This is a genomic window from Streptomyces sp. STR69 (assembly GCF_024519455.1).
In the GTDB taxonomy this organism is placed as follows: domain Bacteria; phylum Actinomycetota; class Actinomycetes; order Streptomycetales; family Streptomycetaceae; genus Streptomyces.
Genome location: NZ_JALJRY010000046.1, coordinates 1 through 22,468, shown reverse-complemented (window position 1 = coordinate 22,468; position 22,468 = coordinate 1). Strand labels below are relative to the sequence as shown.

The 22,468-nt window shown below is 69.5% G+C and carries 21 protein-coding genes, 1 tRNA gene and 1 pseudogene; 9 read left to right on the top strand and 14 right to left on the bottom strand.

The features are described 5' to 3' along the window. Window positions 1-14 precede the first annotated feature (14 nt). Window positions 15-920 carry a hypothetical protein gene (locus tag OC490_RS46280; protein ID WP_262064080.1) on the top strand — a complete coding sequence of 302 codons (906 nt, stop codon included), beginning with the start codon at window positions 15-17 and terminating at the stop codon, window positions 918-920. Window positions 921-957: 37 nt separating this feature from the next. Here OC490_RS46280 and OC490_RS46275 read toward each other — a convergent pair whose 3' ends face one another. Both OC490_RS46275 and OC490_RS46270 read right to left on the bottom strand, forming a co-directional pair. Next, window positions 958-1,275 carry a hypothetical protein gene (locus tag OC490_RS46275; RefSeq protein ID WP_262064079.1) on the bottom strand — a complete coding sequence of 106 codons (318 nt, stop codon included), beginning with the start codon at window positions 1,273-1,275 and terminating at the stop codon, window positions 958-960. 23 nt (window positions 1,276-1,298) lie between these two features. Beyond that, window positions 1,299-2,871, bottom strand: a pseudogene (locus OC490_RS46270) (sodium:solute symporter family protein); the annotation flags it as partial. A 163-nt stretch (window positions 2,872-3,034) separates the two neighbouring features. On the opposite strand from OC490_RS46270, the gene galT reads away from it, so the two are divergent. From galT to galK, 3 genes are read left to right on the top strand one after another with little or no spacing between them, the layout of a single operon-like run. Further along, window positions 3,035-4,093: a galactose-1-phosphate uridylyltransferase gene (gene galT / locus OC490_RS46265; RefSeq protein ID WP_262064078.1), complete on the top strand. Its 1,059-nt coding sequence runs from the start codon at window positions 3,035-3,037 to the stop codon at window positions 4,091-4,093. After that, a complete protein-coding gene (gene galE / locus OC490_RS46260; protein WP_262064077.1) occupies window positions 4,093-5,058 on the top strand; it encodes a UDP-glucose 4-epimerase GalE in 966 nt (321 codons plus the stop codon). Before galT ends, galE begins: the two co-directional genes overlap by 1 nt. 10 nt (window positions 5,059-5,068) lie before the next feature. Further along, window positions 5,069-6,211 carry a galactokinase gene (galK, locus tag OC490_RS46255; RefSeq protein ID WP_262064076.1) on the top strand — a complete coding sequence of 381 codons (1,143 nt, stop codon included), beginning with the start codon at window positions 5,069-5,071 and terminating at the stop codon, window positions 6,209-6,211. Window positions 6,212-6,236: 25 nt separating this feature from the next. Here the strand turns inward: galK and OC490_RS46250 are convergent, their stop codons facing one another. The 3 genes from OC490_RS46250 to OC490_RS46240 form a co-directional block, all read right to left on the bottom strand. Further along, complete coding sequence (locus tag OC490_RS46250; protein WP_262064075.1) at window positions 6,237-6,701, bottom strand: hypothetical protein; 465 nt, start codon at window positions 6,699-6,701, stop codon at window positions 6,237-6,239. A gap of 19 nt (window positions 6,702-6,720) precedes the next feature. Beyond that, window positions 6,721-7,974 carry an MFS transporter gene (locus OC490_RS46245; protein ID WP_262064074.1) on the bottom strand — a complete coding sequence of 418 codons (1,254 nt, stop codon included), beginning with the start codon at window positions 7,972-7,974 and terminating at the stop codon, window positions 6,721-6,723. A gap of 67 nt (window positions 7,975-8,041) precedes the next feature. Continuing rightward, on the bottom strand, window positions 8,042-8,497 hold the full coding sequence (locus OC490_RS46240; protein ID WP_262064073.1) for a GNAT family N-acetyltransferase: 456 nt from the start codon (window positions 8,495-8,497) through the stop codon (window positions 8,042-8,044). Between the two features lie 261 nt (window positions 8,498-8,758). On the opposite strand from OC490_RS46240, the gene OC490_RS46235 reads away from it, so the two are divergent. Then, window positions 8,759-9,526 (top strand): LuxR C-terminal-related transcriptional regulator, encoded by a 768-nt coding sequence (locus OC490_RS46235; RefSeq protein ID WP_019066623.1) that lies wholly within the window; start codon window positions 8,759-8,761, stop codon window positions 9,524-9,526. On the opposite strand, the gene OC490_RS46230 is transcribed toward OC490_RS46235, so the two are convergent. Beyond that, window positions 9,485-9,982: a MarR family winged helix-turn-helix transcriptional regulator gene (locus OC490_RS46230; protein ID WP_019064646.1), complete on the bottom strand. Its 498-nt coding sequence runs from the start codon at window positions 9,980-9,982 to the stop codon at window positions 9,485-9,487. The genes OC490_RS46235 and OC490_RS46230 overlap by 42 nt on opposite strands. A gap of 104 nt (window positions 9,983-10,086) precedes the next feature. On the opposite strand from OC490_RS46230, the gene OC490_RS46225 reads away from it, so the two are divergent. Beyond that, window positions 10,087-10,890 carry a trans-aconitate 2-methyltransferase gene (locus OC490_RS46225; RefSeq protein WP_262064072.1) on the top strand — a complete coding sequence of 268 codons (804 nt, stop codon included), beginning with the start codon at window positions 10,087-10,089 and terminating at the stop codon, window positions 10,888-10,890. Between the two features lie 3 nt (window positions 10,891-10,893). Further along, a complete protein-coding gene (locus OC490_RS46220) occupies window positions 10,894-11,289 on the top strand; it encodes a VOC family protein (protein ID WP_262064071.1) in 396 nt (131 codons plus the stop codon). Here the strand turns inward: OC490_RS46220 and OC490_RS46215 are convergent, their stop codons facing one another. Further along, complete coding sequence (locus OC490_RS46215; RefSeq protein WP_200714921.1) at window positions 11,290-11,967, bottom strand: TetR/AcrR family transcriptional regulator; 678 nt, start codon at window positions 11,965-11,967, stop codon at window positions 11,290-11,292. Then, complete coding sequence (locus tag OC490_RS46210; protein ID WP_262064070.1) at window positions 11,964-12,980, bottom strand: acyl-CoA desaturase; 1,017 nt, start codon at window positions 12,978-12,980, stop codon at window positions 11,964-11,966. Before OC490_RS46210 ends, OC490_RS46215 begins: the two co-directional genes overlap by 4 nt. Window positions 12,981-13,284: 304 nt before the next feature. On the opposite strand from OC490_RS46210, the gene ppc reads away from it, so the two are divergent. Further along, a complete protein-coding gene (ppc, locus tag OC490_RS46205) occupies window positions 13,285-16,017 on the top strand; it encodes a phosphoenolpyruvate carboxylase (protein ID WP_262064069.1) in 2,733 nt (910 codons plus the stop codon). A gap of 65 nt (window positions 16,018-16,082) precedes the next feature. Here ppc and OC490_RS46200 read toward each other — a convergent pair whose 3' ends face one another. The 6 genes from OC490_RS46200 to OC490_RS46175 all read right to left on the bottom strand — a co-directional run bounded on the left by OC490_RS46200 (window position 16,083) and on the right by OC490_RS46175 (window position 20,852). Next, complete coding sequence (locus OC490_RS46200) at window positions 16,083-16,529, bottom strand: hypothetical protein (protein ID WP_262064068.1); 447 nt, start codon at window positions 16,527-16,529, stop codon at window positions 16,083-16,085. Window positions 16,530-16,592: 63 nt separating this feature from the next. Then, on the bottom strand, window positions 16,593-17,195 hold the full coding sequence (pth, locus tag OC490_RS46195) for an aminoacyl-tRNA hydrolase (RefSeq protein ID WP_262064067.1): 603 nt from the start codon (window positions 17,193-17,195) through the stop codon (window positions 16,593-16,595). Window positions 17,196-17,274: 79 nt separating this feature from the next. Beyond that, window positions 17,275-17,859, bottom strand: coding sequence for a 50S ribosomal protein L25/general stress protein Ctc (locus OC490_RS46190; protein ID WP_262064066.1), 585 nt, complete (start codon window positions 17,857-17,859; stop codon window positions 17,275-17,277). A gap of 285 nt (window positions 17,860-18,144) precedes the next feature. Continuing rightward, window positions 18,145-19,125, bottom strand: coding sequence for a ribose-phosphate diphosphokinase (locus tag OC490_RS46185; protein ID WP_262064065.1), 981 nt, complete (start codon window positions 19,123-19,125; stop codon window positions 18,145-18,147). Window positions 19,126-19,202: 77 nt separating this feature from the next. Next, complete coding sequence (gene glmU, locus OC490_RS46180; protein WP_262064064.1) at window positions 19,203-20,648, bottom strand: bifunctional UDP-N-acetylglucosamine diphosphorylase/glucosamine-1-phosphate N-acetyltransferase GlmU; 1,446 nt, start codon at window positions 20,646-20,648, stop codon at window positions 19,203-19,205. A gap of 132 nt (window positions 20,649-20,780) precedes the next feature. Then, window positions 20,781-20,852, bottom strand: a tRNA-Gln gene (locus tag OC490_RS46175). A 194-nt stretch (window positions 20,853-21,046) separates the two neighbouring features. Here OC490_RS46175 and OC490_RS46170 point away from each other — a divergent pair. Then, complete coding sequence (locus OC490_RS46170) at window positions 21,047-22,363, top strand: sensor histidine kinase (protein WP_262064063.1); 1,317 nt, start codon at window positions 21,047-21,049, stop codon at window positions 22,361-22,363. Window positions 22,364-22,468 lie beyond the last annotated feature (105 nt).

The window sequence follows — 22,468 nt, the reverse complement described above, 5'->3', positions numbered from 1 at the left end:
CGAAAGGAGAGCTGATGGTCGGCTCGTCACACGAGGCGCTGCACCGGATCTTCCAGAAGGATCCCGCGCTGCTCACCCGTGCTCTGCAGGACGTGTTAGGTGTTCCGCTGCCGGAACCGCGTGAGTTCGCCGCCATGAACGTGGACCTCACCGAGATCGAGCCGGTCGAGAGACGTGTGGACACGTTGCTGCGGGCGGAGACCGAGGAGGGCGTCTATCTCCTGGTCGTCGAGTCGCAGAGCGACATCGACAAGAGGAAACGCGGCAGTTGGCCGTACTACCTCAGCTACCTGCATGAGAAGTACCGCTGCGAGCCCGTGCTCATCGTCATCACCCAGAGCAGCGCCACGGCCCGGTGGGCGGCTGAGCCCATTCATCTCGGGGTGCGCGGATGCCCCTCGCTGACGGTACGACCGTTCGTCCTCGGTCCGGACAACGTGCCGGTGATCGCGGACGAGCGGGAGGCCGAGCGGGACGTACCCCTTGCGGTGCTTTCGGCGATGACGCATGGCAAGGGTCCGCAGGCCGCCGTCATACTGGAATCCCTGGCAACCGCCCTGCGGACCATCGACCCGGACAGTGCCGCGGTCTTCGTGCAGTTCGTCGACTCGTGCCTGGCGGACCGCCAGGCCCAGCAGATGTGGAGGGACCTGATGACGGCGATCCAGTACTTCTGGCGGCACCCGCTGGCGGAGCAGGTGCGGGAAGAAGGGCGCGAGGAGGGGCGCGTCCAGGCGACGGCGGAGATGCTGCTTCGTATTTTCGGTTGGCGTCAGATCGACGTCCCCGAGTCCGTCCGCGACCGCATCCTCGCCTCCACGGACCTGGACGAACTCAACGCCTGGCTGGACCGTGCGAACCACGTCACCGACGCGTCGGAACTGTTCGTGGGGGAATTCCCCAGGAGTGCGGGGAACTGAGCGACCGGCCACAGCTCACCCGCACCCGGTAGCCGCCCTAAGCCCCCTCTTCCTCTTCCTCTTCCGCCACCTCCACCGGAGGCGTCGGCCGCAGCTTCAACCACCCCAGGAAGAAGATCCCGAGCAGCAACATCGCGATCCCGGTCCACAGGTTGATGTTGACGCCCTCGGACTTGTCCAGCGACGAATCCGACGGGTTGATCCCCGCGATCGTGACGATCACGCCGTAGACGACGAACAGCCCACCGATGATCAGCCGCAGGTCGAACAGTCGGGACGCGGTCGTCGACTTGCCCTCCAGTTCGCTGACTTCGCGCTGGAGGTCGTGCTCTGAGCGTCCGGAGTTTTCAGACATGGTCTCTCAATCCTCCGCGGCCAGAACGAGAACGGGATGTAGCAGAGGGCGGCCAGGATCACCGCGCCCCAGCCGAGCAGGGCCGGGCGGCGGTACCACGCGTCGTCGCCCGCGGCGGGTGCCTCGGTCATGCCGGGGGACGTCGTGCCGTAGACCAGGCCCTGGAGTTCCGCCGCCGGCTTCGGCCGGGTGAAGAGGGAGACCGCGAACATGACCACCGCGCCGGCGACGAACCCGGCGATCGCGGAGACGAAGTTGGCGCCCTGGTCGGAGGGGATGGAGATGATCCCCTGCTTGTAGATCCAGAAGTAGTTGACCATCGCGGTGACCGTGCCCGCGAGCAGGCCCCAGAAGCCGGACTTCGACGTCGCCTTCCTCCAGAACATGCCGACGATGAAGACGACGAACATCGGCACGTTGAAGAAGGAGAAGAGGGTCTGCAGATAGCTCATGATGTTGGAGAAGGACGAGGCCAGGAAGGCTGTGCCGACGGAAGCCGCCACGCCGATCACCGTGATCAGGCGGCCGAAGCGGACGTAGTACGAGTCCTCGCGGTCCGTCACCACGTACTTCGCCCAGATGTCGTTCGTGAAGACCGTGTTGAAGGATGAGACGTTGGCCGCCATGCCGGCCATGAACGCCGCCAGCAGGCCCGTCACCGCGATGCCGAGGACGCCGTTGGGCAGCAGCTGTTCCATGAGGTACGGGATCGCGTCGTTGTATTGCAGATCCGAGCCGCTGGTGCCGATCTTCGGGACCAGCGCCGCCGCCACCAGGCCCGGGATCATCACCAGGAACACGATGAAGACCTTCGGGTACGCGGCGATGAGCGGGGTGCGCTGGGCGGCGGAGAGGTTCTTCGCGGAGAGCGCGCGCTGCACCTCGGCGAAGTTGGTCGTCCAGTAGCCGAAGGACAGGACGAAGCCGAGACCCAGCACGATGGTCAGCCAGTTCGCGCCGAGCGGGTTGACGCTGCCGATGCCGGTGCCGCCCCACGCGGTGGTGAAGTTGTGGCCGTGGGGCGCGTCGAGTTTGTCGGTCAGGCCGTCCCAGCCGCCGACCTTCTTCGGGTCGAGGTAGGAGATCGGGATGAGGGCGGCCAGGATCACGAAGAACTGGAGGACCTCGTTGTAGATCGCGGACGACAGCCCGCCGAGGGTTCACACCGGCGATCAGGATCGCGGCGAAGGCGAACAGGATCGAACTCAGCAGGTGTGCCCACTTGTCGAAGCGCAGCAGCAGGAACTCCGGGACCGAGCGCACCTTCGAGCCGTAGTAGAAGGGCATCATCACCAGGCCCAGGAAGACCATGGCCGGGATGGCGCCGATCCAGTACCAGCGCACGGTGTACGCGCCGTACTGCGCGCTGTTGGCGGCCATGCCCAGGATCTCGGTGGCGGCCAGGTCGGCCGAGATGAAGGCGAGACGGGTGATCCACGCGGGCAGGGAGCGCCCGGAGAGGAAGAAGTCGAGGCTCGTCTTCACCGATCTGCGGGCGGCCAGACCGATGCCGAGGACTACGACGAAGTAGATCGCCAGGATCGTGTAGTCGAGCCCGTTGGTGGGGAGCCGGAGCTCGGCGGCGAGGGAGGTGGGGGCTGCAGAGTCCGCATCAAGCGCTCACCTTGTTTGTGTTCTTCGTTTGGTGTTCTTTGTTTGATTTTGATGGTGACGGCTGGGGGGATCGATGGTTTGATGTGTTTAGTTCTGTGTGAAGCCCGGATGCGGCGTGGATGTACGTACGGATGGAGAGCCCGGCGTGAAGAAGACCTCGACCCGGTTGGCCGACGGTCGTGAGCTCATCTACTACGACCTGCGGGACGACACCGTGCGCGACGCGGTGGACCGCCGCCCGCTGGAGCGCACGGTCACCACTTCGGAGGTACGGCGGGACGTGCTGCTCGGCGACTCGGTGGCGATCGCCTCGCACCGCCAGGGCCGCATCTATCACCCGCCGGTCGACCAGTGCCCGCTCTGCCCGACGACGGGCGACCGGCTCAGCGAGATCCCGGACTCCTCGTACGACGTCGTCGTGTTCGAGAACCGTTTCCCCTCGCTGGCCGGGGACTCCGGCCGCTGCGAGGTGGTCTGCTTCACCTCCGACCACGACGCGTCCTTCGCCTCGCTGACCGAGGAGCAGGCGGCCCTCGTCCTCGACGCGTGGACGGACCGGACGTCGGAGCTGTCGCATCTTCCCTCCGTCGAGCAGGTCTTCTGTTTCGAGAACCGCGGCGAAGAGATCGGTGTGACCCTCGGTCATCCCCACGGCCAGATCTACGCCTACCCCTTCACCACCCCGCGCACCGCCCTGATGCTGCGCTCGCTCGCCGCGCACAAGGAGGCGACCGGCGGGGAGAACCTCTTCGACTCGGTCCTGGAGCGCGAACTCGCCGGTGAGCGGGTCGTCCTTGAGGGTGAACACTGGGCGGCCTTCGTGCCGTACTCCGCGCACTGGCCCTACGAGGTCCACCTGTATCCCAAGCGCCGGGTGCCCGATCTGCTCGGTCTGGACGAGGCGGCGCGCACAGAGTTCCCCAAGGTCTATCTGGAACTCTTGAGGCGCTTCGACCGGATCTTCGGTGAGGGCGAGCCTCCGACGCCGTACATCTCCGCCTGGCACCAGGCGCCGTTCGGCACACTGGAGGAGTTCGAGGGTGTGAGCAGGGACGACTTCGCGCTCCACCTCGAGCTTTTCACCATTCGCCGCACTTCCGGCAAGCTGAAGTTCCTCGCGGGTTCCGAGTCCGGCATGAGCGTGTTCATCAATGACGTGCCGCCGGAGCGCGCGGCCGAGCGACTGCGAGAGGTAGCGAGTTGATGAGCGGTAAGTACCTGGTCACGGGCGGGGCGGGTTACGTCGGCAGCGTGGTCGCCCAGCATCTGCTGGAGGCGGGCCACGAGGTCACGGTCCTGGACAACCTCTCGACGGGTTTCCGCGAGGGAGTGCCGGCGGGGGCCACGTTCATCGAGGGCGACATCCGCGACGCCGCCAAGTGGCTGGACTCGTCCTACGACGCCGTCCTCCACTTCGCCGCGTTCTCCCAGGTCGGCGAGTCCGTCGTCAAGCCCGAGAAGTACTGGGAGAACAACGTCGGCGGCTCGATGGCCCTCCTCGCCGCGATGCGCGAGGCCGGAGTCCGCAAGCTCGTCTTCTCCTCCACGGCGGCCACGTACGGCGAGCCGGAGGAGGTTCCGATCGTCGAGACCGCCCGCACCTCCCCGACCAACCCCTACGGCGCCTCGAAGCTGTCGGTCGACTTCATGATCACGAGCGAGGCGCAGGCCCACGGGCTGGGCGCGGTCTCGCTCCGCTACTTCAACGTGGCGGGCGCGTACGGCAGTTGCGGCGAGCGGCACGCCCCCGAGTCGCACCTCATCCCGTTGGTGTTGCAGGTCGCCCAGGGCAAGCGCGACGCGATCTCCGTCTACGGCGACGACTACCCGACGCCGGACGGCACCTGCGTCCGTGACTACATCCATGTGGCGGACCTGGCCGACGCGCACCTGCTGGCGCTGAAGGCGGCCACCCCGGGCGAGCACCTGATCTGCAACCTGGGCAACGGCGAAGGCTTCTCCGTCCGCCAGGTCGTCGAGACGGTCCGCCAGGTCACCGGGCACCCGATCCCCGAGATCGTCGCCCCGCGCCGCGGCGGCGACCCGGCGACCCTGGTCGCCTCGGCGGACCGTGCCAGGGAGCGCCTCGGCTGGAACCCGGCCCGCGCGGATCTCGCGGGCATCGTCGCGGACGCGTGGGCGTTCGCGCAGAACGTATCGAAGGGTTAGGAGAGAACACGTGGGTGTACTTGAGGGCTTCGAGGAGCTGTACGGCACCGCTCCCGAGGGCGTCTGGGCCGCGCCGGGCCGGGTCAACCTGATCGGCGAGTACACCGACTTCAACGAGGGCTTCGTGATGCCGCTCGCCCTGCCGCACACGGCGGTGGCGGCGGTGTCCCGCCGTACGGACGGCGTCCTGCGCCTCCACTCGGCGGACATCGAGGGTCCGGTCGTGGAACTGCATGTCGAGGACCTGGCCCCGCGCACCAACACCAGCTGGGCCGCGTATCCGGCGGGCGTGGTCTGGGTGTTGCGCGAGGCGGGCCATCAAGTCACCGGTGCGGACATCCACTTGTCGTCCACGGTTCCGACGGGCGCGGGCCTGTCGTCGTCGGCGGCGCTGGAGGTCGTCACGGCCCTGGCCCTCAACGACCTCTTCGAACTCGGCCTGTCCGGGCCGGAGTTGGCCCGCTTCTCGCAGCGCGCTGAGAACGACTTCGTGGGCGTTCCCTGCGGGATCATGGACCAGACGGCCTCGGCCTGCGCCGAGGAGGGTCACGCGCTCCACCTCGACTGCCGCGATCTGTCGATCCGTCAGATCCCCTTCGACCTGGCGTCGGAGGGCCTGTCGTTGCTTGTCGTCGACAGCCGTGTGAAGCACGCCCTCGGCGACGGCGCCTACGCCGAACGCCGCGAGGGCTGCGAGGAGGGCGCCCGCCAACTCGGCGTCCCCTTCCTGCGGGACGTGGCGTACGAGGACCTGGAGTCGTCCCTGGCGCGGTTGAGCGATGAACGGATCCAGCGTTACGTCCGCCATGTCGTCTCCGACGACCACCGGGTCGACCAGGTCATCAACCTGCTGGACGCGGGGGACGTACGGGCGATCGGCCCGGTCCTCACCGAGGGCCACACCTCCCTCCGCGACGATCTGCGCATCTCCTGCCCCGAGTTGGACCTCGTGGTCGACACGGCGGTCGGCGCGGGCGCGCTCGGCGCGCGGATGACGGGCGGCGGCTTCGGCGGCTCGGCGATCGTCCTGGTCGAGGCCTCGGACGCGGACACGGTCACGAAGGCGGTCGAGGAGGCGTTCGCGGCGGCGGGTTACACCGCGCCTCGCGTGTTCCCGGCGGTGCCTTCGGCGGGGGCGCGGCGGGTGCGCTGAACTGCGGCCGGCCGGGGCGTCCCGCTCACCGGGGTATGTCGTCGCAGACGGCATCCCGGGCGGAGACGCTCCTGGCCAGTCGGCGCAGCGCACCGTGGACCACCGTGCGTAGACGCGCGGCGGTCAGCGCGGACGCGCTGTCGTAGGTGAGGATCCGCACCACGTCGACACGCAGCCGGTCGACCTCGCCGAGGGCGGGGAGACCGGCGAGCAGTTCGTAGTCGGGCCGCTTCGTCACCACGTCCGCCAGGTCGACCAGCCTGAGCCACCCGATCATGTCCGGTGTGTACGGCTGTCCTTGGGCCACGGCGTCCAGGACGAGGGAATGGATGCTCAGCGCGAGCAGCGTCCGCACCAACGGATCGGCCGAATCAGGGTGCAGCCCCCAGTTCTCGTACCGCCGATGCCGCACGCCGGGCCCGCCGGAAAGCCGGTCGTCGGCGGCCAGGATGCGACGGCTCCACGAGGAACAGTCCGACCAGACGTCCACGGGTTGTCCCTCGCCTTCGTCAGGGAGCCGTGACCGGCTCGGGCTCTCCGCCGCCGCGCAGGTTCCGCACCCCCGGCGCCAGCAGCGCCGCCCCCGTGGCCAGCACCACCAGCGCCGCGCACCCCGCGAGAGCGTGCCCCAGCCCTACGGTCGCCGCGAGCGGTCCGGCGATCAGCAGGCCCAGTGGGGCGAAGGACAGGGAGCCGAAATAGTCGTAGGAGCTGACTCGGGAGAGGGACTCCTCCGGGATCTCGCGGTGGATCGTGGTGCTCCACAGGACGCCGAAGACGTCGTTGGAGACGCCGGCCGTGAACATCGCGGCGGCGATCAGCCAGACCGGGGCCCGCACGGCGAGCAGGGCGACCGGTGCCGCCGTCGGGAACGTGGCCAGGACCGCCACCAGGATCGGGCGGCGGACCCGGACGCGGGAGGCCAGGCCCGCGCCGGCGATCGTGCCCAGGGCCTGCGCGGCGACGATCAGCGACCAGGCGCGGGCGCCGCCGAGATAGCGGTCGGCGGTCAGGGGGCCGAGGACTCCCACGTTCGCGTTGAGCGCCGCGATCACGATCGACCACTGCGCCACCACCACCCACAGCCACTGGCGGGACGCGAACTCCCGCCAGCCGTCGCGGAGATCGGCCCAGCCGGAGGTCTTCCTGGGCGGGCGGGCCGGCACCGGGAGGCGGGCCGTCAGGGCCGCGCTGAGGGCGAAGGACGCGGCGTTCAGGGCCAGTGCCCAGCCGGGGCCGACCAGCGCCACCGTCACGCCCGAGAGCGACAGACCCAGGAGCAGCGCGCTGTTGGTGCCCACCCGCAGCAGACCGTTCGCCCGCTGCAAGCGGTCCGCGGGGACCACCAGCGGCATGATGCCCTCCATCGCCGGCGCGAACACGGCCGTCGCCGTACCGGCCGCCACCGCCAGCAGGCACATCGCCGGGATCGGTGCGTGTCCGGACAGGACCAGGACGGCCAGGCCCGTGTACGCCCCGGCGCCGAGCACATCCGCCAGCGCCATCAGCCGGGCGCGTGACATCCGGTCCGCGATGACCCCGCCGATCAGGATGAACACCAGCTGCGGCAAGGCCTGGCAGGCCACGACCAGGGAGAGTTGGCCGGGTCCGGCGCCGGGCAGCGCCAGCACCGCGAAGGCGAGGGCCACCCGGGCGAATCCGTTGCCGAGCACGGAGACGGTGCGGGCGGCGGCGAGCAGCAGGAACGGCCGTTCACGCCACAGCGACGGTGTTCCGGGGTTTCGGGAGGAAGTGAGCGTCACAGCGAGGGACTGTAGAGGGCCGATCCCAACGTGCCGCCACAATCGGCCACTTCACCGACCGCCGTGGTCAGCCCAGGTGCTTGGTGAGGGTGTACTCCGTGATCCCCGGCGGATAGTCCGGGATCACGGACACCACCTCGTACCCCTGCTTCTTGTAGAACTCCGGCGCCTGGAAGTCCCATGTGTCGAGCCGGGCCGCCACACAGCCGCGCTTCTCACGGGCGATGCGCTCCGCCCGCGCGAGCAGCCGGGAGCCGAGCCCCGTCCCCCGGTGCCGGCCGTCCACCCACAGATAGGTCACATGGAGCCAGTCCGCCCAGGTGTGGCAGACCGCTCCGCCCGCCAGCTCCCCCGAGTCGTCCAACGCCCACACGTGGAGCGGAACTTCACGTTCGCGAGGGGTCCCGCGCAGCGCCCGCAGCACCGGGGACGCGGCCGTGTTGGTTTCGAGCAGCCGGGCGCGGAGCAGATCGCGTCGCTCCTTGTCGACTTCCGTCTCAATACGAAACATGCGGCTCACCATAAACGCGCCGGACAGTCAGTTCTGCAAATTGGGTTCCGCTGCTGCGCCCCGGCCGTACCCTGTGAACAGCACCGGTGGGGGCCGGTGCTGATCAGGGGGCGAGACAAGTCGGGTACGACGCCCGATGTGGGGGTAGCAGTCTCTGCACGGCGGCGGCCGTGCGGTTTCGGCAGCTCCCGGGCGTCGTACCCGCAACCATCGCTTCGTCTCCCGACGATGAGGTATCCCCTGCTCCACCAGGAGCCTGGGGAAGGGGGTTTCGTGGTTCGCATCCGAGTCCTGGTCGTCGACGACCATCGCATCTTCGCCGAATCGCTCGCCGCGGCACTGGCGGCCGAGCCAGATGTCGACGTGTCCGCGGCCGGCAGTGGTCCCGCCGCGCTGCGCAGCATGGAGCGCGCGAACGCCGAGGGCCGCAGATTCGACGTCCTGCTGGTGGACGCCGACCTGGGCGGCAATGTGCAGGGCATCCGGCCGGCGGTGCCGGTACAGGCGGGCAACGAGGACGGGCTGGTGGACGGGATCTCCCTGGTCGCCGGGGTCCGTTCCGCCCAGCCGAGCGTACGGATGGTCGTGCTGGCGGAGAAGGACGATCCGCGCCGGGCCGCGCTGGCCCTGCAGGCCGGGGCGTCCGGCTGGGTCGCCAAGGACTGCTCGCTGTCCAGGCTTTTAACCGTCATCCGAGGTGTCCTGCGCGACGAGACGCATCTGCCGCCGGCCCTGCTGACCGGGGTCCTGCGCGAGTTGACGGCCGCACGCAAGCACCGCACCGAGAGCGAGCGTCTCGTGGAGTCCCTCACGCCGAGGGAACGCGAGGTGCTGCGCTGCATGGTGGCCGGGCTGGGGCGGAAGGCGGTCGCCGAGCGGCTGTTCCTTTCCCCGCACACGGTCCGGACGCATATGCAAAACGTGCTCGGCAAGTTGGGGGTCCACTCGACCCTCGCGGCGGTGGCGCTCGCCCGGCGCGCGGGGGTCGGACCCGTCGACCTAGCCGGGGATGTTGTCGAACGGGGCGGTCAACTGGCGTAGCAGTCCGGCCAGTTCGCCCCGCTGGGCGCGGGAGAGTTCCGCGAGGATCGCGCGCTCCTGCGCCAGCAGGCCGGCCAGGGCCTGGTCCGCGCGGTCCTGGCCCTCCTCGGTGAGCCGGACCAGCACGCCCCGGCGGTCGCTGGGGTCGGGGAGCCGCTCGACCAGGCCCTTCTGGGCCAGGCGGTCGATGCGGTTCGTCATCGTGCCGGACGTGACCAGGGTCTGGGTCAGCAACTGGCCGGGGGAGAGCTGGTAGGGGCTGCCCGCGCGCCTCAGTGCCGTCAGCACGTCGAACTCCCAGGGTTCGAGACTGTGCTCGGCGAAGGCCAGCCGGCGCGCCCGGTCCAGGTGCCGGGCCAGTCTGCTCACCCGGCTGAGTACCTCAAGCGGCTCCACGTCGAGGTCCGGGCGCTCCCGGCGCCACGCTGCGACAAGCCGATCGACCTCGTCCTCCATGACGATCAGTGTAGTGGTTGTGTCGACATGAAGTCTCTTGACATCAACTAACTTGATTTCAAGTCTCTTGACATCGAGATAACCGTGCGGGGAAAGTGGGAGACATGACGACTTGGGACCCCGCCCAGTACCTGCGCCACGCCGGCCACCGCGCCCGCCCGTTCACCGACCTCCTCGCCCGCGTCACCGACGTCCCCGGCACCCCGCCCCGCATCGCCGACCTCGGCTGCGGCCCCGGCAACATGACCGCCGTCCTCGCCGACCGCTGGCCCACCGCGCACATCACCGGCTACGACAACTCACCCGAGATGCTGGAGAAGGCCGAGCCCTGCGCCGGCCCCACGGCCGGTGGCGGCAGCCTCGACTTCGCCCCGGCCGACGCCACGACATGGGCACCGACCGAGCCGTACGACCTGATCGTGTCGAACGCGGCGCTGCAATGGGTGCCGGGGCACCTCGACCGGTTCGGCGACTGGATCTCCGCGCTGGCGCCCTCCGGCACCTTCGCCTTCCAGGTGCCGGACAACATCGACGCGCCCCTGCACGCCCTGATGCGCGAACTCGCCGCCACCGCCCGCTGGAAGAGCCGGCTCGGCGAGGTGCTGCGCCGCGAGGACTCGGTCCACGCACCCGGCGTCTACCTCGACCGCATGACCCGCCTCGGCTGCGCGGCGGACGTCTGGCAGACGACGTACCAGCACATCCTGCCCGGCACCGACCCCGTCCTCGACTGGGTCAAGGGCACCGGCCTGCGCCCGGTCCTCACCGCGCTCGCGGACGACCCGGAGGCACGGGACGCGTTCGTGACGGAGTACCGCGACCTGCTGCGCGAGGCGTACCCGACGGCGGAGTACGGCACGGTGCTCCCCTTCAGGCGGCTGTTCGCGGTGGCCCGCAAGGAGGTGTGAGCGGTGCTCGCGGCCGTGGACCATGTGCAGTTGGCGGCCCCGGCGGGTTCGGAGGACGCGCTGCGCGCCTACTACGTCGACACCCTCGGCATGACCGAGATCCCCAAGCCGGCGGCACTGGCCGCGCGGGGCGGGTGCTGGTTCGGGGCGGGGGCGGTGCAGCTCCATCTGGGGATCGAGGCCGACTTCCGGCCCGCGAAGAAGGCCCATCCCGGGCTGCGAGTCACCGACATCGAGGCGTACGCGGCCCGGCTGGCGGCCCATGGAGCGACGGTCACCTGGGACGGGGACCTGCCGGGGCACCGGCGCTTCTACTCGGAGGATCCGGTGGGGAACCGGCTGGAGTTCCTGGAGCCGGTGGTCGGGGGATCCGGCCCAGCCGACTCTGCGAGTCCGTGATCAGGCCTTCCGGTGCCCTATCAACCGCGGCTTCGCCTCCAGGCCGTCCAGCCCGTGCCAGGCCAGGTTCACCAGATGGGCCGCCACCTCCGCCTTCTTCGGGCGGCGGACGTCCAGCCACCACTGGCCGGTCAGGGCGACCATGCCGACGAGGGCCTGGGCGTAGAGGGGGGCGAGTTTCGCGTCGAAGCCGCGGCTCTTGAACTCGCGGCCCAGGATGTCCTCGACCTGGGTCGCGATGTCCGAGATGAGCGATGCGAAGGACCCCGTCGATTGCGGGATGGGGGAGTCGCGGACCAGGATGCGGAAGCCGTCCGTGTACTCCTCGATGTAGTCGAGGAGGGCGAAGGCCGCCTGTTCGCAGAGTTCGCGGGGGTGGCCGGCCGTCAGGGAGCTGGTCACCATGTCCAGCAGGCGGCGCATCTCGCGGTCCACGACCACCGCGTACAGGCCCTCCTTGCCGCCGAAGTGCTCGTAGACCACCGGCTTGGAGACCCCGGCCTTCGCCGCGATCTCCTCCACCGACGTGGCCTCGAAACCCTTCGCCGCGAAGAGCGTGCGACCGACTTCCAGCAGCTGGGCCCGGCGTTCTGCTCCCGTCATCCGGGTGCGGCGCGCGCGTCGGGGCTTCTCGTTGCTCGGGGTGCTGCTGGGATCGGTCGCCACGGCGTCAATCATGCCGCCTCCGCCGACTCCTTCCGGGGCTGAGAGCCGTCCGGACCGGAGATACGGCGCGAATCGATACGCGAGCGTGACGGCCAGCGCACGTCATAGGCCCAGCCGAGCTGCTCGCACCAGCGGATGATCCGCGCCGAGGAGTCCAGCTGGCCGCGCATCACACCGTGCCGCGCGGACGTCGGGTCGGCGTGGTGGAGGTTGTGCCAGGACTCGCCGCAGGACAGGATCGCCAGCCACCACACGTTGCCCGAGCGGTCACGGGACTTGAAGGGGCGCTTGCCGACCGCGTGGCAGATCGAGTTGATCGACCAGGTGACGTGGTGCAGCAGCGCGACCCGGACGAGCGAGCCCCAGAAGAAGCCGGTGAACGCGCCCCACCAGGACATGGTGGCCAGCCCGCCGATCAGCGGGGGCAGCGCCAGCGACAACATCGTCCAGAAGATGAACTGGCGGGAGATCGCCCGGATCGTCCTGTCCTTGATCAGGTCGGGCGCGTACTTGTCCTGCGGGGTGCGCTCCTCGTCGAACATCCAGGCGATGTGCGCCCACCACAGGCCCTTGATCAGCGCCGGCACGGTCTCGCCGTAGCGCCACGGCGAATGCGGGTCGCCCTCGGCGTCGGAGAACTTGTGGTGCTTGCGGTGGTCGGCCACCCAGCGCACCAGCGGGCCCTCGACCGCCATCGACCCGGCGATGGCGATGGCGATCCGCAGCGGGCGCTTCGCCTTGAACGAGCCGTGCGTGAAGTACCGGTGGTAGCCGATCGTCACGCCGTGGCAGCCCAGGTAGTAGAAGAACACCAGCAGGCCGAGATCCAGCCAGCTCACCCCGCCCCAGCTCCACGCCAGCGGCACCGCCGCGAGCAGCGCCAGGAACGGGACGGTGATGAAGAGGAGGAGGGTCAGCTGTTCCAGCGTCCCCTTTTTCTCGCCGCCCAGGGTGGCGGCGGGCAGCGGAGTGCCGTCGTCGTTCGCCCGCGGGGCGTCGTCGATCACATCGGAGCTCGTGGTCATGGGCGTCCCCTGTGGGGTTCGGAGGTGGAGGCTGAGCGTCGGACGGCGGGAGCCGAGTATGAGTTCACCATGGACTTCCCTACGGTTCCGTAACCTACGGCGACGTAAGTATGGCAGTGCGTCGACCGGTGGACGAAGCCCGTGAGACCGCGCGTCAGAGTGGACACCTATCCTTGGTGTCGGTCGGACAGCGCGGTCCGCTCTGTTTTCTTCCCGGATGTCCGTCCCGTATGCGGCAGCCGCCGCGGGACCGCCGTCCGGGTTCCCTCCAGACGAGCTTCAAACACTGCAAGGAGCCGCACCTGTGAGCAGTGCCGACGACCAGGCCACTACGACCAACAATGAGCTGCGCGCCGACATCCGGCGACTGGGCGACCTGCTGGGCGAGACCCTCGTCCGCCAGGAGGGCCCCGAGCTGCTCGAACTGGTCGAGAAGGTCCGCCGCCTCACCCGGGAGGACGGCGAGGCCGCCGCCGAGCTGCTGCGCGGCACCGAGCTGGAGACCGCCGCCAAGCTGGTCCGCGCCTTCTCCACCTACTTCCACCTGGCCAACGTCACCGAGCAGGTGCACCGCGGCCGTGAGCTGCGCGCCCGCCGGGCCGCCGAGGGCGGTCTCCTGGCCCGTACGGCCGACCGCCTCAAGGACGCCGACCCCGACCACCTGCGCGAGACGGTCAAGAACCTGAACGTCCGCCCGGTCTTCACCGCGCACCCCACCGAGGCCGCGCGCCGGTCGGTCCTCAACAAGCTCCGGCGCATCGCCACGCTCCTGGAGACCCCGGTCATCGAGTCCGACCGCCGCCGCTACGACACCCGGCTGGCCGAGAACATCGACCTGGTCTGGCAGACGGACGAACTCCGGGTCGTCCGTCCGGAACCGGCCGACGAAGCCCGTAACGCCATCTACTACCTGGACGAGCTGCACGCGGGCGCCGTGGGTGACGTCCTCGAAGACCTCACCGCCGAGCTGGAGCGCGTCGGCGTCAAGCTGCCCGACGACACCCGCCCGCTCACCTTCGGCACCTGGATCGGCGGCGACCGCGACGGCAACCCGAACGTCACCCCCCAGGTCACCTGGGACGTCCTGATCCTCCAGCACGAGCACGGCATCAACGACGCCCTGGAGACGATCGACGAACTGCGTGGCTTCCTCTCCAACTCCATCCGCTACACGGGTGCGACGGACGAGCTGCTGGAGTCCCTCCAGACCGACCTGGAGCTGCTGCCCGAGATCAGCCCCCGCTACAAGCGGCTCAACGCCGAGGAGCCGTACCGGCTCAAGGCCACCTGCATCCGGCAGAAGCTGGAGAACACCAAGAGCCGCCTGGCCAAGGACACCCCGCACCAGCCCGGCCGCGACTACCTCGGCACCGCCGAACTGCTGCACGACCTCACCCTGATCCAGACCTCGCTGCGCGCCCACCGCGGCGGCCTCTTCGCCGACGGCCGCATGGACCGTACGATCCGCACGCTCGGCGCGTTCGGGCTGCAGCTCGCCACCATGGACGTACGGGAGCACGCGGACGCCCACCATCACGCGCTGGGCCAGCTCTTCGACCGGCTCGGCGAGGAGTCCTGGCGGTACTCCGACATGCCCCGCGAGTACCGCACCAAGCTGCTCGCGAAGGAGCTGCGGTCCAGGCGGCCCCTGGCTCCGACGCCCGCACCCGTCGACGCGGCCGGTGAGAAGACCCTCGGCGTGTTCGAGACCGTCAAGAAGGCCCTCGCCGTCTTCGGGCCCGAGGTCATCGAGTCGTACATCATCTCGATGTGCCAGGGCGCCGACGACGTGTTCGCCGCCGCCGTCCTCGCCCGCGAGGCCGGTCTGATCGACCTGCACGCCGGATGGGCCAAGGTCGGCATCGTGCCGCTCCTGGAGACCACCGACGAGCTCAAGGCCGCCGACACCATCCTGGAGGACATGCTCTCGGACCCGTCCTACCGGCGGCTCGTGGCGCTGCGCGGGGATGTCCAGGAGGTCATGCTCGGGTACTCGGACTCCTCCAAGTTCGGTGGTATTACGACGAGTCAGTGGGAGATCCACCGGGCGCAGCGGCGCCTGCGTGACGTGGCGCACCGGTACGGGGTGCGGCTCCGCCTCTTCCACGGTCGCGGCGGAACCGTCGGCCGCGGTGGCGGTCCCTCGCACGACGCGATCCTCGCCCAGCCCTGGGGGACCCTGGAGGGCGAGATCAAGGTGACCGAGCAGGGCGAGGTCATCTCCGACAAGTACCTGGTGCCGTCGCTGGCCCGCGAGAACCTGGAACTGACGGTCGCCGCCACCCTCCAGGCCTCCGCCCTGCACACCTCGCCCCGCCAGTCCGACGAGGCGCTGGCCCGCTGGGACGCGGCCATGGACGTCGTCAGCGACGCCGCCCACGCCGCCTACCGCAGGCTGGTCGAGGACCCGGACCTGCCGACGTACTTCCTCGCCTCCACGCCGGTGGACCAGCTCGCCGATCTGCACCTGGGCTCGCGGCCCTCCCGCCGCCCCGGCTCGGGCGTCTCGCTCGACGGACTGCGCGCGATCCCGTGGGTGTTCGGCTGGACCCAGTCCCGGCAGATCGTGCCCGGCTGGTACGGCGTGGGGTCGGGACTGAAGGCGCTGCGCGAAGCCGGTCTCGACACCGTGCTCGACGAGATGCACGAGCAGTGGCACTTCTTCCGCAACTTCGTCTCCAACGTCGAGATGACCCTCGCCAAGACGGACCTGCGGATCGCCCAGCACTACGTCGACACCCTCGTCCCGGACGAGCTGAAGCACGTCTTCGACACCATCAGGGCCGAGCACGATCTGACCGTCGCCGAGGTGCTCCGCGTCACCGGTGAGGCCGAACTCCTCGACGCCACCCCGGTGTTGAAGCAGACGTTCACCATCCGGGACGCCTACCTCGACCCGATCTCCTACCTCCAGGTCACCCTCCTCAAGCGCCAGCGCGACGAGGCGGCGGCCGGCGCCGAGCCCGACCCGCTGCTGAGCCGGGCCCTGCTCCTCACCGTCAACGGTGTGGCGGCGGGTCTGCGCAACACCGGCTGAGCAGAGAAACGAAGGGTGCCCCCGAGCTGTCGTAGCAGCTCGGGGGCACTCGGCTTTTCGAGCGGTCAGAGGGCTACGAACGCCGCCGTCAGCAGGGCGATCCCCGAGCCGGCCAGGATCCACGCGGGCCGGGTCAGCCGCAGGCCGCCGGCGACGACCACCGAGGCCAGCAGGAGGGCGCCGCCGAGGGGGACCCAGGCGTAGAGGATGCCGGCGGGGCCGGAGCGCATGACCTCGTCGGTGCCCGGCTTCACGACCACCGCGTACGTCCGGCCCTTCTTCACCGCGACCGTGTGCTCGATGACGACGCTGGCGCGGGCCTTCGACCCCGTCGAGACCGGGGTGTACGGCCCGGTGCAGGTGTCGTCGCCGCATGCGGTGACCTCGATGGTGCCGCTCTCGCGGCCCTTGGTCAGCATCACGTTGTGCGCGGTGGGCCAGGAGCCCCACACCCCGGCGATCAGGATCAGCAGGGCGACCGTACCCATCGCCGCGAGCCGTCCGAAGTTCATGGCGGGGATCATTGGCCATACCTGCACACGCGGTCAACTCCGGTGACCGACAAGTCGGTCAAGTCAGGAGTTGTACGCGCTCTGCGCCCGCTCCAGGCCCTCGCTCACCAGACACTCGACCGAGTCGGTGGCGCGGTCCACGAGGAAGTCGAGTTCCTTGCGCTCCGTGGACGAGAAGTCCTTCAGCACGAAGTCGGCCACCTGCATACGGCCCGGCGGGCGCCCGATCCCGAACCGCACCCGGTGGTAGTCCGGGCCCATCGCCTTCGTCATCGACTTCAGCCCGTTGTGGCCGTTGTCCCCGCCGCCCAGCTTGAGACGGAGGGCGCCGTAGTCGATGTCCAGCTCGTCGTGGACCGCGACGATGTTCGCGACCGGCACCTTGTAGAAGTCACGCAGCGCGTTGACCGGACCGCCCGACAGGTTCATGTACGACATCGGCTTCACCAGCACGACCCGGCGGCTCGCCGGACCCGGCGCACCGATCCGGCCCTCCAGGACCTGCGCCTGTGCCTTCCCGGCCCGCTTGAACTTGCCGCCGATCCGCTCCGCGAGCAGGTCGGCCACCATGAAGCCCACGTTGTGCCGGTTGGCGGTGTACTCGGGGCCCGGATTGCCGAGGCCCACGATCAGCCAGGGGGCGTTCGCGTCGGTCGTCACGTCCATGTCTCCTTGATACGCGCCAGCCGCTGCCCCCGAACCTGACGGACGGGAACAGCGGCTGACACCGTGGTGAAGGTGAGGATCAGGCCTCGGTGCCCTCGGCATCGGCGTCCGCGGACGCCTCCTCCGCCTGGGCGGCCAGCACCTGGAGGACGACCGCGTCCTCGTCGATCGCCAGCGTGGTGCCCTTGGGGAGCGGGATGTCCTTGGCGGCGATGGAGGCACCGGCCTCCAGGCCCGCGATGGACACGGTGACCGACTCGGGGATGTGCGTGGCCTCGGCCTCGACGGTGATCGTGCTGAGCACGTGCTCCAGCAGGAAGGAGCCCGGGGCGAGCTCGCCCTCGGTGTGGACGTAGACCTCGACGGTGACCTTCTCGCCGCTCTTCACGGTGAGCAGGTCGACGTGCTCGAGGAAGCCCTTGATGGCGTCGCGCTGGACGGCCTTCGGGATCGCGAGCTGGGTCTTGCCCTCGATGTCCAGGGTCAGCAGGACGTTCGGGGTACGCAGGGCGAGCTGCAGCTCGTGGCCCGGCAGCGTGACGTGCAGCGGGTCCACACCGTGGCCGTAGACCACGGCGGGAACCTTCTTGTCACGGCGGATACGGCGGGCGGCACCCTTGCCGAACTCGGTGCGGGTCTCGGCGGTGAGCTTGACGTCGGCCATGGTCACTCCTCGTAGAACAGTCGGGGAAGGTGGTCACCCGGCCGAACATCGGCCTGCTACGAAGAGCGCGTCGATAACGGACCGCCGTACGGACTTCTTGCGAAGCGGTACGGCCTCCCTCGCCGAGCAACTGTGGCAGCTTACTTGGCGGAGAGGCCGTACCGGAAATCGATCTTCTGGAAGCACCGGTTCACGAGCGCCCTGAAGGGGCGCGGGGAACTGCGCGACCAGCCACGACGGCGCCGCAGCCGATCGACGGACATCGCGGCCCGTCCAGCGGAGCGCCTAGTGTTCGTCGAAGAGGCTCGTCACCGAACCGTCCTCGAACACCTCGCGGACCGCGCTGGCGATGGTCGGGGCGATCGACAGGACCGTGATCTTGTCGAGGTCGGCGCCTACCTCGCCCGGGGTCGGGAGGGTGTCGGTGAGGACGAACTCGCTGACGCGGGAGTTCTTCAGGCGGTCGGCCGCGGGGCCGGAGAGCACGCCGTGCGTGGCCGTCACGATGACGTCCTCCGCGCCGTGCGCGAACAGGGCGTCCGCGGCGGCGCAGATCGTGCCGCCGGTGTCGATCATGTCGTCGACCAGGACGCAGACGCGGCCCTTGACCTCGCCGACCACTTCGTGGACGGTCACCTGGTTCGCCACGTCCTTGTCGCGCCGCTTGTGCACGATCGCCAGGGGCGCGCCGAGGCGGTCGCACCAGCGGTCGGCGACGCGCACGCGGCCGGCGTCCGGGGAGACGACGGTCAGCTTGCTGCGGTCGACCTTGCCGCCCACGTAGTCCGCGAGGAGCGGGAGGGCGAAGAGATGGTCCACGGGGCCGTCGAAGAAGCCCTGGATCTGGTCGGTGTGCAGGTCGACGGTGAGGATGCGGTGCGCCCCCGCCGTCTTCATCAGGTCCGCGATGAGGCGGGCCGAGATCGGCTCGCGGCCGCGGTGCTTCTTGTCCTGGCGGGCGTAGCCGTAGAACGGCACGATCACCGTGATGGAGCGGGCCGAGGCGCGTTTCAGGGCGTCGATCATGATCAGCTGCTCCATGACCCACTGGTTGATCGGGGCCGTGTGGCTCTGGATCACGAAACAGTCCGCGCCGCGCACCGACTCCTCGAAGCGGACGTAGATCTCGCCGTTCGCGAAGTCGAAGGCCTTGGTCGGGACGACCCCGACACCCAGCTGCTGGGCGACCTCCTTGGCAAGCTCGGGGTGGGCGCGGCCGGAGAAGAACATCATCTTCTTCTCGCCGGTCGTCTTGATCCCGGTCACAGCACTGTCTCCTCAGAGGTCATTCAACTGGGTGTGCGTTTATCACGGTACGCCGTGTTCGACGCACCCGTTTCCGGTCAGTCTTCGTTCTGGTCCTGGCGGGAAGCGGTTTCCGCCGCCTTCGCCGCCGCGCTTCCCGGACGCTTGCGGGCCACCCAGCCCTCGATATTCCGCTGCTGGCCACGGGCCACGGCCAGCGAACCGGGCGGTACGTCCTTCGTGATCACGGAGCCGGCGGCGGTGTACGCGCCGTCCCCGACCGTGACAGGTGCCACAAACATATTGTCCGACCCTGTACGGCAGTGCGACCCGACGGTGGTGTGATGTTTGGCCTGTCCGTCGTAGTTGACGAAGACGCTGGCGGCACCGATGTTGCTGTACTCGCCGATCGTCGCGTCCCCGACGTAGGAGAGGTGCGGGATCTTCGTGCCCTCGCCGATCGTCGCGTTCTTCGTCTCGACGTACGTGCCGATCTTGCTCTTCGTGCCCAGGCGGGTGCCGGGACGGAGATAGGCGTACGGCCCGACGGACGCCTGCGGGCCGATGTGCGAGCTGACGGCGACGGTGTTGTCGACGCGGGCGCCGGCCTCGACGACGGTGTCCGTCAGGCGGGTGTTGGGGCCGACCTCGGCGCCCTCGCCGATGTGGGTGGCGCCGTGCAGCTGGGTGCCGGGGTGGATGATCGCGTCCTGGCCGAAGGTGACGGCGACGTCGATCCAGGTGGTCGCCGGGTCGATGACGGTTACGCCGGCGAGCATGGCCTCGGTGAGCAGGCGGTCGTTCAGGATGCGTCGGGCCTCGGAGAGCTGCACGCGGTTGTTGATGCCGGCGATCTCGCGGTGGTCGGCCGCGACGGAGGCGCCGACGCGGTGTCCGGCCTCGCGCAGGATGCCGAGCACGTCGGTGAGGTACTCCTCGCCCTGGCTGTTGTCGGTGCGCACCTTGCCGAGGGCGTCGGCGAGCAACTGTCCGTCGAACGCGAATACCCCTGAGTTGATCTCGCGGATCGCGCGCTGCGAGTCGGAGGCGTCCTTGTGCTCGACGATCGCGGTCACGGCACCGGAGGCGCCTTCGCGCACGATCCGGCCGTAGCCGGTGGCGTCCGGGACCTCGGCGGTCAGGACGGTCACCGCGTTGCCGTCGGTGGCGTGGTTCGCGGTGAGTTCGCGCAGGGTCGCACCGCGGAGCAAGGGGGTGTCGCCGCAGACCACGACGACGGTTCCGTCGATGCTTCCGAGTTCTTCCAGCGCCATCCGTACGGCGTGCCCGGTGCCGTTCTGCTCCGCCTGGACCGCGGTCCGCACTCCGGGGTCGGTCTCGCCGAGGTGGGCGGTCACCTTCTCGCGGGCGTGCCCGACGACGACGACCAGGTTCTCCGGCTCCAACTCGCGGGCGGCGGCCAGCACATGACCGACCAGCGTGCGGCCACAGATCTCGTGCAGGACCTTCGGTGTGGCCGACTTCATACGGGTGCCCTCACCCGCTGCGAGTACGACGACGGCTGCCGGGCGAATGGCGCTCACGGGTATGCCCTTCGGCTTCGGAATGCTGGGGGTTGGACATTCGCAGGATACCGGGGCGTTTCATGGGGGACATGAGAGTGGGCCCTGACAGTGCTGTCAGGGCCCGAAGAGGGTTGCTGGAGAAAGTTGTTGCTCCCCCGCCAGGACTCGAACCCGGACAAATGGCACCAAAAGCCACGGTGCTGCCAATTACACCACGGGGGATCAAACTCGTTCGAACCGGACATTTGGTCTGGTCGCCGAGTGGGCAACAAACACTATGCCGTACGCGATGGCTTCCGTGCGACGGTACTTCTCGGCGGTGATCGGTTTCGTCATTGTTCGATTACGCGCAGTGGTGTAGGCAACTCGTCGAAACTCGACGGAAAAGCGAGCCCCCGCGCCCGTAGGCTGGAGGCATGACCACGACGGGGGAAGAGCATGCCACGGCCCGGGGAGGGCCGTGGTGGTGGACCAGGTGGCGTAGTGCGGTACTGGACGCGGGGCTCGCCGCCGGCTCCGCGGCGGAGTGCGGGGCGGAGGGGGTTCGGTTCGCGCACGACGCGGGGGTCCCGGCGGCCGTGGGTGTCGTGTTCGGCGTGCTGGCCGGGTCGACGTTGGTCGTGCGGCGGAAGTGGCCGATCGCCGTCGTCCTGGTGTCCATCGCCATCACGCCGGCCCAGATGGGCTACCTGATGGGCATCGTCGGCCTCTACACCCTCGCCGCGTCCGAACTGCCGCGCCGGATCATCGGATCGCTGGCCGGGATGTCCTTCCTCGGCATGCTGATCGTCATGTTCGTGCGGGTGAAGCAGGACACACAGCGCGGGACCTGGGAACTCGGGGACTGGTTCGTCCCGTTCGCCTCGATCACCACCGCGGTCGGGATGACCGCGCCGCCCGTGCTGCTCGGGATGTACGTGGGCGCCCGGCGCCGTCTGATGGAGAGCCTCAGGGAGCGCGCCGACAGCCTGGAGCGGGAGTTGCAGCTCCTCGCGGAGCGGGCCGAGGAGCGGGCCGAGTGGGCGCGGGGCGAGGAGCGGACCCGGATCGCGCGGGAGATGCACGATGTCGTGGCGCACCGGGTGAGTCTGATGGTCGTGCACGCGGCGGCCCTGCAGGCGGTCGCGCGTAAGGATCCGGAGAAAGCCGTCAAGAACGCCGCGCTGGTGGGGGACATGGGGCGGCAGGCGCTGACCGAGTTGCGGGAGATGCTCGGGGTGCTGCGGAGCGGGGACGGGGTGGGTACGAGGGAGCGGTCCGCCGTGCCGTTGGTCGCGGTGGGGGTGGCCGCCGCGGCGGCGGCCTCGCGGGTCGTGGACGACGAGGGCGGGGCCGAGGGGCCGTGTCTGTCGGACGTGGACGAGCTGCTGGGGCAGTCAGCGGCGGCCGGGATGGCCGTCGATCTGTCGGTGGAGGGGGAGACCCGGTCGTACGCGGCGGAGATCGAGCAGACCGCGTACCGGGTGGTGCAGGAGGCGTTGACGAACGTCCACAAGCACGCGGCCGGCGCGAAGACGCACGTACGGCTTGCGCACCGGGTGTCGGAGATCGCGATGCAGGTCGAGAACGAACCGCCGCCCGAGCCCGCGTCCGCCTCGGCGGCCCGTCTGCCGTCCGGGGGCAACGGGCTGGTCGGAATGCGGGAGCGGGTTCTCGCGCTGGGCGGGGTGTTTGTTTCGGGGCCCACGGATGCGGGTGGGTTTCGGGTTTCGGCGGTTATTCCGGCGGTTTGAGGGTGGGTGGTGTGCCGGTTCGTCGGTTCGTCGTGGTGGGTCGGTGCCGTGTCGGGGGGTGTCCGTCCTCGGAACGGCGCGGAATCGGTGTCTTGAGAAGCTGGT

Excerpts from the sequence above, each read along its gene's own strand:
- OC490_RS46280 (WP_262064080.1), top strand. The coding sequence starts at position 15 with ATGGTCGGCTCGTCACACGAGGCGCTGCACCGGATCTTCCAGAAGGAT.
- OC490_RS46275 (WP_262064079.1), bottom strand. The coding sequence starts at position 1,275 with ATGTCTGAAAACTCCGGACGCTCAGAGCACGACCTCCAGCGCGAAGTC.
- OC490_RS46240 (WP_262064073.1), bottom strand. The coding sequence starts at position 8,497 with ATGGTGAGCCGCATGTTTCGTATTGAGACGGAAGTCGACAAGGAGCGA.
- OC490_RS46170 (WP_262064063.1), top strand. The coding sequence starts at position 21,047 with ATGACCACGACGGGGGAAGAGCATGCCACGGCCCGGGGAGGGCCGTGG.
- OC490_RS46215 (WP_200714921.1), bottom strand. The coding sequence starts at position 11,967 with ATGATTGACGCCGTGGCGACCGATCCCAGCAGCACCCCGAGCAACGAG.
- OC490_RS46200 (WP_262064068.1), bottom strand. The coding sequence starts at position 16,529 with ATGAACTTCGGACGGCTCGCGGCGATGGGTACGGTCGCCCTGCTGATC.
- pth (WP_262064067.1), bottom strand. The coding sequence starts at position 17,195 with ATGGACGTGACGACCGACGCGAACGCCCCCTGGCTGATCGTGGGCCTC.
- galE (WP_262064077.1), top strand. The coding sequence starts at position 4,093 with ATGAGCGGTAAGTACCTGGTCACGGGCGGGGCGGGTTACGTCGGCAGC.
- OC490_RS46190 (WP_262064066.1), bottom strand. The coding sequence starts at position 17,859 with ATGGCCGACGTCAAGCTCACCGCCGAGACCCGCACCGAGTTCGGCAAG.
- OC490_RS46225 (WP_262064072.1), top strand. The coding sequence starts at position 10,087 with ATGACGACTTGGGACCCCGCCCAGTACCTGCGCCACGCCGGCCACCGC.
- OC490_RS46230 (WP_019064646.1), bottom strand. The coding sequence starts at position 9,982 with ATGGAGGACGAGGTCGATCGGCTTGTCGCAGCGTGGCGCCGGGAGCGC.
- OC490_RS46210 (WP_262064070.1), bottom strand. The coding sequence starts at position 12,980 with ATGACCACGAGCTCCGATGTGATCGACGACGCCCCGCGGGCGAACGAC.